This is a genomic window from Flindersiella endophytica (assembly GCF_054779015.1).
Genome location: NZ_BAAGYY010000019.1, coordinates 70,934 through 83,330, shown reverse-complemented (window position 1 = coordinate 83,330; position 12,397 = coordinate 70,934). Strand labels below are relative to the sequence as shown.

General features: G+C 69.4%; 12 protein-coding genes. 3 read left to right on the top strand and 9 right to left on the bottom strand.

What is annotated here, in order from left to right:
• Positions 1-4 precede the first annotated feature (4 nt).
• From ACYVF6_RS20985 to ACYVF6_RS20965, 5 genes are all read right to left on the bottom strand, one after another.
• Positions 5-1,585, bottom strand: a complete 1,581-nt coding sequence (locus ACYVF6_RS20985) for an N-acyl-D-amino-acid deacylase family protein (RefSeq protein WP_460523860.1) — start codon at positions 1,583-1,585, stop codon at positions 5-7.
• Between the two features lies 1 nt (position 1,586).
• Positions 1,587-3,008, bottom strand: a complete 1,422-nt coding sequence (locus ACYVF6_RS20980; RefSeq protein WP_460523858.1) for a transporter permease — start codon at positions 3,006-3,008, stop codon at positions 1,587-1,589.
• Positions 3,009-3,087: 79 nt separating this feature from the next.
• Positions 3,088-3,870, bottom strand: a complete 783-nt coding sequence (locus tag ACYVF6_RS20975; protein WP_460523856.1) for a Clp protease/crotonase-like domain-containing protein — start codon at positions 3,868-3,870, stop codon at positions 3,088-3,090.
• On the bottom strand, positions 3,867-5,057 hold the full coding sequence (locus ACYVF6_RS20970) for a CaiB/BaiF CoA transferase family protein (RefSeq protein WP_460523854.1): 1,191 nt from the start codon (positions 5,055-5,057) through the stop codon (positions 3,867-3,869). Before ACYVF6_RS20970 ends, ACYVF6_RS20975 begins: the two co-directional genes overlap by 4 nt.
• Positions 5,058-5,120: 63 nt before the next feature.
• Positions 5,121-5,639, bottom strand: a complete 519-nt coding sequence (locus ACYVF6_RS20965) for a gamma carbonic anhydrase family protein (RefSeq protein WP_460523852.1) — start codon at positions 5,637-5,639, stop codon at positions 5,121-5,123.
• 173 nt (positions 5,640-5,812) lie between these two features.
• On the opposite strand from ACYVF6_RS20965, the gene ACYVF6_RS20960 reads away from it, so the two are divergent.
• From ACYVF6_RS20960 to ACYVF6_RS20950, 3 genes are read left to right on the top strand one after another with little or no spacing between them, the layout of a single operon-like run.
• On the top strand, positions 5,813-6,499 hold the full coding sequence (locus tag ACYVF6_RS20960) for an RraA family protein (protein WP_460523850.1): 687 nt from the start codon (positions 5,813-5,815) through the stop codon (positions 6,497-6,499).
• Entirely contained in the window at positions 6,499-7,323 is an 825-nt protein-coding gene (locus tag ACYVF6_RS20955) for an NAD(P)-dependent oxidoreductase (protein WP_460523848.1), read from the top strand. Before ACYVF6_RS20960 ends, ACYVF6_RS20955 begins: the two co-directional genes overlap by 1 nt.
• Positions 7,301-8,122: an amidohydrolase family protein gene (locus ACYVF6_RS20950; RefSeq protein WP_460523846.1), complete on the top strand. Its 822-nt coding sequence runs from the start codon at positions 7,301-7,303 to the stop codon at positions 8,120-8,122. Before ACYVF6_RS20955 ends, ACYVF6_RS20950 begins: the two co-directional genes overlap by 23 nt.
• 434 nt (positions 8,123-8,556) lie before the next feature.
• Here ACYVF6_RS20950 and tpiA read toward each other — a convergent pair whose 3' ends face one another.
• From tpiA to ACYVF6_RS20930, 4 genes are all read right to left on the bottom strand, one after another.
• Complete coding sequence (tpiA, locus tag ACYVF6_RS20945) at positions 8,557-9,333, bottom strand: triose-phosphate isomerase (protein WP_460524544.1); 777 nt, start codon at positions 9,331-9,333, stop codon at positions 8,557-8,559.
• 52 nt (positions 9,334-9,385) lie between these two features.
• Positions 9,386-10,567: a phosphoglycerate kinase gene (locus ACYVF6_RS20940; protein WP_460524543.1), complete on the bottom strand. Its 1,182-nt coding sequence runs from the start codon at positions 10,565-10,567 to the stop codon at positions 9,386-9,388.
• A gap of 9 nt (positions 10,568-10,576) precedes the next feature.
• A complete protein-coding gene (gene gap, locus ACYVF6_RS20935) occupies positions 10,577-11,599 on the bottom strand; it encodes a type I glyceraldehyde-3-phosphate dehydrogenase (RefSeq protein ID WP_460523844.1) in 1,023 nt (340 codons plus the stop codon).
• A gap of 234 nt (positions 11,600-11,833) precedes the next feature.
• Positions 11,834-12,331: a GNAT family N-acetyltransferase gene (locus tag ACYVF6_RS20930; protein WP_460523842.1), complete on the bottom strand. Its 498-nt coding sequence runs from the start codon at positions 12,329-12,331 to the stop codon at positions 11,834-11,836.
• Positions 12,332-12,397 lie beyond the last annotated feature (66 nt).

The window sequence follows — 12,397 nt, the reverse complement described above, 5'->3', positions numbered from 1 at the left end:
TGCCTCAGGCGGTCCTCCGCAGCACCGCACCCGGGGCGGCGGCGGTCGGCTCCCCTGCCTCCAGCACCGGCTCGCCCGCGATCAGCGTGTGGATCAGCCCGGTCGACAGCTGCCATGGATCGTCGAACGTAGCTTGGTCGACGACTGTCGCCGGGTCGAACACGGCGAGGTCGGCGACAGCTCCCGGACGCACGACACCGCGGTCGGACCAGCCGAGGCGGGAGGCCGGCAGGCCGGTCATCTTGCGGACCGCCAGCGGCAGTCCCAGCACGTCCTCGTCGCGGGCGTAGTGGCCGAGGACGCGGGTGAACGTGCCCAGCCCGCGCGGGTGCGGCCGGCCACGGCCAGGACACCCCGGCGTGTGGCTGTCGCTCGCCACGCTCACCATCGGGTCGCGCATCACCTGGCGGACGTCGTCCTCCGACATGGTGTGGTTGACGATGCCCACCGAGCCGCGCTGGCCGCGCAGCACCTCGAGGATCGCCTCGGCCGGCGGTAACCCCAGCTCGCGCGCCACGTCCGCGACGCTCTGCCCGACGAAGCGGCGGTACGGCCCGTCGGGCGTGTCCGCCAGCACGATCGCCTCCGCACGCAGCTCCCTGGACAGGCCACTGAGCTGGCCCGCGATCCGGGCGGACTCCCCCTCATCGGCCAGCCGGCGCAGCAGCTCCGACGTGCCACCGTCCAGTGCCCAGCCCGGCAGCCACGCCGTGAGCGTCGTGCTCGAAGCGGTGTACGGATACTGGTCGGCCGCCACGTCGACACCATCCCCGCGCGCCGCCGAGATGGCCGCGAGCGCCTCCGAAACCAGGCCCCAGTTCTGTGAGCCGGCGGCCTTGAGGTGCGAGATCTCCAGCCGCACGCCGGAACGTCGCGCGGTCGTGAGCGCCTCGTCGATTGCCTCCAGCAACGCCTCGCCCTCGTTGCGCATGTGGGTGGAGTAGAGCAGCCCGGCCGCGGCGGCCTCCGAGGCCAGTGCGACCAGCTCGTCCAGCGACGCGTACAGGCCCGGCGCGTAGATCAGCCCGGTCGAGAAGCCCACCGCGCCATCTGCCGCCGCCTGCGCGAGCAGCGCCCGCATCACCGAAAGCTCCTCGGCCGACGGCGCCCGCTCGGCCAGCCCCATCGCACCGATCCGCAGCGCATCGTGTCCGACTTGCAAGGCGAGGTTGACGCCGAGTGGCAACGCGTCGAGCGCGTCGGCGTAGTCCTTCAGAGACTCCCACTCCCAGGAGAGCCCGTCGGCGAGGAAGCCGCCGTGCGACCGCAGCTCCTCGGCGTGCGAGGGCACGATCGGGAACGGCGAGAAGCCGCAGTTGCCGGTCACCAGCGTCGTCACGCCCTGCGTCGCCTGCGTGATCGCGGAGGGCGCGCTGAAGATGGTGTAGTCGGTGTGCGAGTGCAGGTCGATGAAGCCAGGGCTCACCACCGCTCCGGCCACGTCGAGCACACGCGCCGCCGAGCCGGCCGCCACCTGGCCGACCTCCGCGATCCGCCCGTCCGCGACCGCGACGTCGGCGACGAACCCGTCGGCGCCGCTGCCGTCGATGACGTTGCCGCCACGGAGCACCAGGTCGTAGGCCATCTCACACCACCAAAGTCAGAAGGAGCACATACATTACCGACGCTGCCAGCATGATGATCCATCCAGTCAGCAGCTGGTTACGCAACGACGGCGACCGCGCGAACCCCATCGGACCCACCATGTTCGCGTTCGGGAACGGTCCGTACGTGTCGCCCTTCGACGCCCACAGCAGCACGATGACCCACGCCGACGTGCTGACGCCGACGGCCGTCGCGATCGGCCCGAACACCTTGTCGATCAGCGTCACCTGCGCCGCCGTCGCGCCCGGAACGCCGATCCAGCCGATGAACGCGATCGCCAGCGCGAACGCCACCCCGTCGAGCGTGGACAGCTCGTCGCCGAACCGCGCCAGGATCACGTCGTACGGCTTCAGCAGGTCCTGCGCCTGGAACAGCGCGGCCAGCAGCCAGAACAACAGCAGCATGCTGATCAGCCTGGCCGCACCCTGGTAGACGGCGTTGAACACCTGCTCCAGCCGCATCCCGCCGGCCATCCCGGTCGCGATCGCGAGGATCGGCAACGCCAGCAGGGGAAACTCCGTGCCGCCCTGCGCGATCGCGGCGTACACGACCGACACCACCAGCAGGACGAAGAACACCAGGGCGGCCACAGGCGTGCGGTACTGAATCAGCGTCTCGTCCTGGTTGCCGGACTCCTCGTCGGCGTAGAAGTCGCCGGTCTTCGCCGACCGCCGCTGGATCCACGGTATGACGACGAACGCCATCGCGATCGACAACGCGGCCAGCGGTCCCGCGCCGACCGCGAGGTAGTGCGCGTAGCCCACCTCGGCCGCCGTCAGGATCGCGATGTTCGAGCCCGCGAACGGAGCCAGCGCCAGGCCCGCGCACCCGCCGACGAACAGCATCGCGGCCGTCGCCGAGCGCGTGAAGCCGACCCGTGCGCACACCGGCACCACGATCGGCGCCGCGATCGCGATCGAGCCGGCCAGCGTTCCGGTGCCGGCCACGAGGATCGCGCTCGACGCCAGGACGCCTGCCAGCACAGCGGTCTGGTTGTGCCGGCCGGTCACGTTCAGGATCCCGCGGACGACGAGCTCGGCGACGCCCGTACGACGGACCACCTCGCCGAGGCCGGCACCGAGCACGATGACCATGCCGATGACGGTGATCGGGTCGCCCATCGACGCGCCGAGCAGCTTGCCCAAGTCGACGGGCGCGGGTTGCGCCAGCAGGGCCGCCGACGCCACGGCAGCGACGGTCGCGATCAGGATGTCCATGCCGAGCAGGCAGAGCACGGCGTTCAGCACGATCGGCAGCAGGCCCCACATCGTCGGTGGCTGGACGAGGAAGCCGAGCACAGCGCTCAGCAGCAGCCCGGCCAGCGCGATGCCGAGGTTGATCCGTTGCCTGGCGGGCGACAGGCCGGTGTCGTAGAGGCTCGCGGCGGTCTCGGTAGTGGCCATCTGTCTACAGATATCCGGTCTTGGTGCCAGACATGTTTCGCTGTCCGGATCCGGCAGGCCGGCGATCGACAGGCAGCGGTCAGCCGCCGGTCCACTCCGCCCGCTGCTTGCCGACGAACGCACGGACGCCGGCCTTGAAGTCGTCGCTGCCGTAGACCGCTTCCACGATGTCCGCGCCATCCGGCAAGACCGTCGTACGCAGCCGGCGGACTGCCTCCTTGGCCGCCCACATCGACAGCGGTGCGTGCCCGAGCAGCCGTTCGACCGTCTCGGCGGCCTTCGCCTCCACCTCGTCGTCGGCGCACAGCCCTGTGAGGAAGCCGGCGTCGTCCGCCTCCTCGGCGGAGAGCAGCCGGGCGCGCAGCAGCAGGTCGAGCGTGCGTCCCGGACCGAAGTGGCTGACCAGCAAGGAGTAGACGGTCATCGACAGGCAGTTGCCCACCGTCCGCGCGATCGGGATGCCGAACCGCGCCGACCGGCCGGCGATCCGCAGGTCGCACACGCTCGCGATCGCCAGCCCCGCACCCACGCAGAATCCCTGGATCACCGCGACCACAGGCACGCGCACGCGGGCCAGCCGGTCGAGGATCGCCGCCATCTTCTCCTCGTACGCCACGCCGTCGGCGCCGGTCTCGAACTCCAGGAACTGGTCGATGTCGGTGCCCGCGACGAACGCCTGGCCGCCTGCTCCCGTCAACACCAGAACGCGAATCTCCGGGTCGCTGTCGGCCTGCTCGCACGCGGCCACCAGCCCGTCGTACATCGCCCAGGTCATCGCGTTGCGGCGTTCGGGCCGGTTGAACGTCAGCCGCAGCACCGCGCCGGCGCGCTCGACCAGCACCTCGTTCGTCTCATCGCTCACGCGACCGCTCCTGCCCGCATCAACTCGTCGATCTCTTCAGTGGAGTACCCAGCCGCGCTCAGGACCGCACGCGTGTCGGCGCCGAGCACCGGCCCGGCCGCCCGGCGTACGACTGGCGTTTCCGACAGCCGCATCGGCGAGCCGAGCTGCCGTACGGCGCCGAGCCGCGGATGCGGTGCGTCCCAGTAGTAGTCGCGCGCGTTGGCGTGCTCGTCGTCGAAGACCTCGGCGTAGTCGGCGATCGGCGCGCACGGCACGCCGACCTCGTCCAGCTTGGCCACCAGGTCGCCCGTCGTCCAGGCGACGGTGGCCGCTTCGATCGCGGGCACGAGCTCGTGCCGCAGGCCGTGCCGCTCGTACGCCGTGGCGTACCGCGAATCGGCCAGCAGCTCTTGCAGGCCGAGCGTTTCGCAGAACTCCTGCCAGGTCTTGCGGGTGACCGCACCGATCGTGATCCAGCCGTCGCGGGTACGGAACGCCTGGTACGGCGCGCTGGTCTGGTGGGCGGAGCCGAGCGGCTTGCCGACCTCGCCGGTCGCCCAGTACTTGCCCGCCTCCCAGACCGCGAGCGAGATGCCGGCCTCGAACAGCGAGACGTCGATGTGCTGTCCCTGCCCGTCGCGATCGCGGGCGCGCAGCGCGGAGACCGCCGCCAGCGCACCGTAGATGCCGCACACCAGGTCACACACCGGCACCCCGATCTTCGCGGGCTCGCCGTCCGGTGCACCCGTGATGCTCATCAACCCGGACCGCGCCTGCGCCATCACGTCCAGCCCGGGCAGGCCGGCCCGGGGCCCGTCCTGTCCCCAACCGGACAGCGAGACGTACACCAGGCCGGGGTTGAGCCGCCTGACCTCGTCGTAGCCGAGACCGAGCCCGCGCATCGCGCCCGGACGCAGGTTTTCCAGCAGGACGTCGGCATCGGCGATCAACCGCTCGAACGCCGCCTTGCCCGCTTGGTGCTTGAGGTCGATGACCGTCGAGCGCTTGTTGCGGTTGAGCCGGACGAACGGCGAGCTCTCATCGTCGAGGAACGGTCCGATCTCGCGGACCGGATCGCCTTTTCCCGGCGCCTCCACCTTCACCACATCGGCGCCGAGATCGGCCAGTTGCATGCCGGCGTACGGCCCGGCCATGAAGATGCCGACCTCGAGCACGCGGACGCCTTCGAGACTTGGTTGCTGCACAGTCTCTTCCTACCTCCCTTGGATGCCGGTCATCACCACACCCCTGATGAACTGGCGCCGGCGTCAGGGCGCCTCCAGGGCAGCGCGGTGACGTGCGGCCCGTTCCACATAACCGCGCCAGGAGTCCTCGATGCGTTGCCGCTCGGCGTCGCTCACCTCGCGGCGTGCCTTCGCCGGAACGCCGGCCACCAAGGAGTTCGGCGGCACGTGCATGCCTTCGCGAACGACCGCACCGGCGGCGACCAGACAACCGCGGCCGATCGTCGCGCCGTTCAGTACGACGGCGCGCATGCCGATCAGGCTGTCGCTCTCCACTGTGGAGCCATGGATGATCGCCCCGTGCCCGACGGTGCATCTGGGCCCGATCGTCGCCGGGAAGTCCGGGTCGGCGTGCACGATCACACCGTCCTGCAGGTTGGTGTGCTCGCCGATCGTGATGCGCGCCTCGTCACCGCGGACGACGCAGCCGTACCAGAGGTTCGCGTACGCGTCGATCACCACATCGCCGATGACCGTCACCGTCGGCAGCACGATCGCGGTGTCCGCGACCTTCGGCTCGACGTCGCCGAGGGCGATCCGCATCAGGGCTTCACTCCATCCGTGAGGCAAGCTCGACTTGCGCGGCCTCACCCCGTCGCGGCGGGCCGGTGTTGGCCACCGCGGCCTCCAGAGCTGCCCCTTGCGGCGACCTCTTGTCTTTTGTAAACAATAGTTAGCCGATAGCCGAGCCGAGTCAATAGCCGAGGAGGCCGCAGATGACCGACGTTGGTGCGCTGTTCGAAGGGCTCCGGGTATCCGACGTACGCGACGGCATGGACTGGGCCGGCCTGCACGGCAAGGGCACGGTCTCCCCTGAAATCGCTCCCATGTTCCAGGGCGCCCGGCTGCACGGACCGGCTCACACGATGCGGCACCGGCTTTCGGAGAAGGTCGTGCCGCCGATGACCCCGGAGGAGTACACCACGTGGGCCTACTCCTACTGGTACAAGGAGCTCTACTCCTACCCCCTGGAGCAGAACCTCACCAGCGGTGAGGTCGTCGTCGTGGAGTCGCCGCCGGATGTGGCCGTCGGTGAGATCGGGTCGAACAACTCCCTCAGCTGGTACGCCGCCGGCGCCGCGGGCATCGTCACCTCGGGCGGTGTGCGCGACCGCGACGAGTGCGTGCTGCAGAAGGTGCCGATCTTCTGCCGCACCAGGGCGCAGAGCATGGTCCAGGGCCGCATCGAGTTCGACGCGGCGCAGGTTCCGGTCAGCATCGGTGGCGCGCTCGTCCGGCCCGGCGACATCATCGTGGCCGACGGCGACGGCGTGATCGTGGTGCCGATCGAGCACGCCGAGGTGGTCGCGAAGTACGCGCGACAGGAGCTGGACAAGGACAAGGTGGGCAGGCGCAAGCTGTACGAGAAGCTGGGCTGGGCCCTGGACGAGACGGTGAGCTGATGACACTGATCGGGTTCGCCGGCCTGGGCAACCTCGGCTTGCCCATGGTGAAGGCGCTGCTGCGCGGTGGTCAGCAGGTGCGGGCCTACGACCTGCGGCCGGATCCGGTGCGGGCCCTGGTCGACGAGGGCGCCTTCGCTGCGCGGAGCCTGACCGACCTCGCCGGCTGCGACGTCCTGGCGATGGCAGTGCCCGACGATGTGGCGGTCGAAGCGGTCGTCGACGGTGTGGCCGACGTGGGCCTGGTCGTCGTACACAGCACGATCCTGCCCGAAACCGCAAGCAAGCTTGGGGAATCGCTCGCCGCCGCGGGCGTCGGCTTCGTCGACGCGCCGGTCAGCGGTGGGTACGAACGTGCCGAGCAGGGCACGCTCACGGTGATGGCCGGCGCCGACGCCGCCGTGCTGGAACGCGCGCGGCCCTATCTCGACCTGATCGCCTCCGATGTCGTACACCTCGGTCCGCCCGGTACCGGCTCGGCGACCAAGCTCGCCAACCAGCTGATGATGTGCGCCGCGCTGGCCGGGACGCACGAGGCGCTCCGGCTCGCCGAGGCGTACGGCGTCCGGCGTTCGGACGTCCTGGATGTCGTGCGTACGAGCACCGGCGACACCTGGGTCGCGCGGACGTGGGGCTTCTTCGACACGGTCGCCGCGGCCTACGACGAGGCGGGTGTGCCCGTACGCAACCGGCCGTGGAGCAAGGACCTCTGGGACGTCGTGGCGGCGGCCCGGGCCGCGGACCTGGGGCTTCCGGTCGCCGGGCTGCTGGCCCAGACGCTCGCCGATACGGTGGAAGCCCATGCCCATCGCGACGACGATTGACGCGCACCAGCACTTCCTGCCGGTGTTCCAGCCGGCTGTGCTCGCGCCGGAGCTGGAGCGCGCCGGCGTCGCGGGCACGGTGCTGATCCAGTCGGTCGACACCGCGGAGGAGAACGTCCGCCTGCTCGAGTACGCCGCTGAGGCGGCGTTCGTCCGGGGCGTGGTCGCGTGGCTGCCGCTGTCCGATCCGGAGGCTGCGTACGCCGAGCTCGAGCGGCTGCCCACTCCCCCGGTCGTCGGCGTGCGCTGCCTGATCGGCCGGTCATCGGCGGACTGGCTGGTGAGCACCGACGTACTCGACGTCTTCCACGAACTGGCCACGCGCGGGCTGGCCTGGGACGTGGTGGCGGTGACCGAGCGGCAGGTCTCGCACGTCTGTCACGTGGCCGCGGCGGTGCCCGGCCTGCGGATCGTGGTCGACCACCTCGCGCGGCCGCCGGTGGAGAGCGCGGGCTGGGAGCCGTGGGCGGGCTGGGTGCAGCGGCTGGCGGCGCACCCGAACATCGCGCTGAAGGTCTCGATCGGGATCGACGCGCTGACGGCCTGGGCACGCTGGAACCCGAAGCCGCTGGCGGCGTACGTCAACTGGGCGGAGTCCTGCTTCGGCTCCGACCGGCTCCTGCTGGCGAGCAACTGGCCCGTCGTCCTGCTGCGGCGGACCTACCTCGAGGCCTGGGAAGACCTCACCAACGCGCTCCGCAGGGCCGGCCTGGACGACGCGGCACTGGCGGACGCGCGAGGCGGCACCGCGCGCCGCTGGTACCGCCTGGCCGCGCCGGCGTTCGCCACGCGGGAGTGAGGTTCGCCCGGTGGGAACCCGACGCGATTGTCGACACGATTGCCGCCAATCCTGTCGCCAATCCCGCTATCAAGACTGACGACAACACCGCCGACAATCCTGTCACCGACTTCGTAGACAATCCTGTCGCCAATCCCGCCACCAAGACTGACCACAACACCGCCGACAGAACCGCCGACAATCACGTCGCCGATTCCGTAGACAATCCTGTCGCCAACCCCGCCACCAAGACAGACCACAACACCGCCGACAGAACCGCCGACAATCACGTCGCCGATTCCGTAGACAATCCTGTCGCCAACCCCGCCACCAAGACAGACCACAACACCGCCGACCGAACCGGCAACAATCCTGTCGCCGACTTCGTAGACAATCCTGTCGCCAATCAAGCAATGGAGGACACCTGTCGCGGTGCCCTCCGTTGCTTGAGGACGTCAGCTGGGGATCGAGGGCAGGTCGCGGTAGCGGCAGATCGCGGCGAACTCCTCAGGGTCGAGGCTCGCGCCACCGACCAGGCAGCCGTCGATGTCCTGCTGCGCCATGATGCCGACCACGTTCGCCGACTTCACTGAGCCGCCGTACTGGATCCGCACCGCCGATGCGACCTCGGAGTCGTAGAGGTCCAGCAGCTTCTCCCGGATCGCGCCGCACACTTCCTGCGCGTCGTCGGGGGTCGCCACCTCACCGGTGCCGATCGCCCACACCGGCTCGTACGCCACGACCAGCTCCACCGCCTGCTCGGGCTTCACACCCTCCAGCGCGATCTGCAGCTGCGACAGCGTGTGCTCGACGTGCCGGCCCTCTTTGCGTACGTCCAGACCCTCACCAACACAGAGGATCGGCGTCAGCCCGTGCCGGAACGCGGCCTGCACCTTCGCGCCGACGGTCGCGTCGTCCTCGTGGTGGTACTGACGGCGTTCGGAGTGCCCGACGGTGACGTACTTCGCGCCCGTCTTGCCCAGCATCGACCCCGACACCTCACCGGTGTAGGCGCCGCTGTCGTGCTGGCTGACGTCCTGCGCGCCGAACGCGATCTCGGGATAGTCCTTCTCCAGCAGGATCCCGATCGACCGCAGGCTGGTGAACGCCGGCAGCACGGCGACTTCGACGAACGTGAAGTCGTGCCGCTTGTCTTTCAGCACCCACGCCAGCTTCTGAACCATGTTGACCCCCTGCTGGTGGTCGAGGTTCATCTTCCAGTTGCCGGCCATCAGGACCCGGCGGCCCTCGATCTGGTCGTTCTTCTTCTTGGCCACGATGTGTTCAGTCCTCCAGGACGGCAAGGCCGGGCAGCGTCTTGCCCTCGAGATACTCGAGGCTCGCGCCACCACCGGTCGAGATGTGGCCGAACGCCGACTCGTCGAAGCCCAGCGTGCGTACGGCTGCGGCGGAGTCGCCGCCACCGACGACGGACAGGCCGTCGGTCTTCGTAAGCGCCTCGGCCACCGCGCGCGTGCCCTCCGCGAACGCGGCGATCTCGAACACGCCCATCGGGCCGTTCCAGAACACCGTACGGGCGCCTGACAGCTTGTCGGCGAACAGTTCGGCCGACGCGGGGCCGATGTCGAGCCCGATCTGGTCGTCGGGGATCGCGTCCGCCTCGACCACCGTCGGCGTGGCGCCTTCTTCGACCGCGGCCGCGACCACGATGTCGGTGGGCAGCACGATCCGGTCGCCGGCGTCCGCCAGGTACTTCTTGACGGTCTCGACCTGGTCGGCCTCGAGCAGGCTCTTGCCGACCGGACAACCCTTGGCCGCGAGGAAGGTGAAGACCATGCCGCCACCGATCAGCAGCAGGTCGGCCTTGCCCAGCAGATTGTCGATCACGCCGAGCTTGTCGGAGACCTTCGCACCACCGAGCACGACGGCGTACGGACGTTCCGGGCTCTTGGTGAGCTTCTCCAGCACCTCGACCTCGGCGAGCACGAGCCCGCCGGCCGCGTGCGGCAGCCGCTGCGCGACGTCGTAGACGCTGGCGTGCTTGCGGTGGACGGCACCGAAGCCGTCGGAGACGAAGCAGTCGGCCAGCGCCGCCAACTGGTCGGCGAACTCGCCGCGCTCAGCGTCGTCCTTGGAGGTCTCGCCCGGGTTGAACCGGACGTTCTCCAGCAGGGCGACGTCGCCGTCGGCCAGGCCGTCAACGGTGCCTTTCGCCGACTCGCCCACCGTGTCGGTGGCGAACGCGACGTCCTTGCCGAGCAGCTCGCCGAGCCGGGCGGCGACGGGCCGCAGGGAGTACTTCTCCTCCGGCGCGCCCTTGGGCCGGCCCAGGTGCGCGGTCACCACGACCCGCGCGCCCTGCTCGGAGAGCGCGCGGATCGTGGGAACGCTGGCCCGGATCCGGCCGTCGTCAGTGATGCGGGAGCCGTCGAGCGGGACGTTCAGGTCGGAACGGACCAGAACTCTCTTGCCCCGCAGGTCTCCGAGTTCGCTGGTTGCTCGCAGCGGCACGGCTTAGAGCCCCTGGCCGACCAGGCGAGCCAGGTCGACGATGCGGTTGGAGTAACCCCACTCGTTGTCGTACCAGCCGACGACCTTGACCTGGTTGCCGTTGGCCATCGTGAGCTTGCTGTCGATCGTGCAGCTCGGCGCGGTGTTCACGATGTCGGAGGAGACGATCTCGTCCTCGGTGTAGACCAGGATGTCCTTCAGCGGGCCCTCGGCGGCCGCCTTGAACGCGGCGTTGACCTCTTCCTTGGTGGTCTCGCGCTCGAGGTCGACCACGAGGTCGGTGACCGAGCCCGTCGGCACCGGCACGCGGAATGCCATGCCGTCGACCTTGCCCTTGACTTCCGGGATCACCAGGCTGGTGGCCTTGGCCGCGCCGGTGGTGGTCGGGATGATGTTGAGGGCGGCCGCGCGGATACGGCGCAGGTTGACCGAGCCCTTACGCGAAACGGCAACTTGGTCGATCAGCTGCTGCTCCGAGGTGTACGCGTGGATGGTGGTCATCAGGCCCTTCTGGATACCGAAGTTGTCCAGCAGAACCTTGACCATCGGCGCGACACAGTTGGTCGTGCACGAGGCGTTGGAGATGATCGTGTGCTTGGCGGGGTCGTACTTGTCCTCGTTGACGCCCAGCACGATCGTGATGTCCTCGTCGGTCGCCGGCGCGGAGATGATGACCTTCTTCGCACCCGCCTCGACGTGCTTCTTGGCGTCGGCGGCCTTGGTGAAGATGCCGGTCGACTCGATCACGATGTCGGCGCCGAGCTCGCCCCACGGCAGTGCGGCCGGGTCGCGCTCGGAGAGCACGCGGAAGGGCTTGCCGTCGACGATGAGGGAATTCTCGTCGTGCCGAACCTCGGCCTTCAGGGTGCCCAGCACAGAGTCGTACTTGAGCAGGTGGGCGAGTACGTCAGTACTGGTGAGGTCATTTACACCGACGATCTCGATGTCCGCGCCCTGGGCGAGAACCGCCCGGAAGAAGTTGCGGCCGATCCGGCCAAATCCGTTGATACCAACGCGGATGGTCACGTGACGCTCCCTCGCATGGGTCGTATTGCCTTACGTTGCATAGCTCAAGTCTGAGCTCGGCACCGGCGGCGTTGCCAGGTTCCGGAGGCCTGCCGGGGCAAGGCCCAATTCCCCCACCGGGGACCTTACCGGGTGTCCGAGATCGGTCGCCACGCGCCTCGCGCACGGTGGACGTCGCGGTAACGGGGTGCTGCCAGCGACAACGCTTCGCAACGTGATTCCGGTGGGGTTTACTCAGCCTTTGACGGCAGGCGCCTCGTAGATCATCTCCAGGCCATCCTCGTCGTCCCACTGGCTTCCGACCTCGACGAAGCCGTACTGCGACGCCAGCTGGTAGGACGCCAGATTGTCGGGGCTGATCGAGACGCGGACGGTAGTCACCTGCGGCTCGACCGCGGCTCGGTGCAGCAGGGCTTCCAGAGCCGCGCGGGCATAGCCCTGTCGCCGGTACGCGGGGTCGACGGCGTAGCCGATCTCCACCATCCCGTCGGCATCGGGCGGCCCGTGGTAACCGGCCCGGCCGACAGCGAGCTGCCGCTGCTTGTCCCAGATGACGCCGGTGACCCAGCCCGCGCTGTCCGGGTCGTCCTCGACCTGTGTGCTGCGCATCCGCCAGACCGGTCGCCAGTCCGGCCCCACGAAGTAGTCCGTGAGGGGAACGGGACTGGCGGCGTTCGCAGCCACCAGGTCGCCGTCGGCGAGAGCCCGGAAGACCGGCGCGCTCAGGTTCACGACTCGTACCGCAGGTGCCGTCCGGCCCTGAGATGCCGGGGCCGAAGAATGGTCGGTCATCGGGCC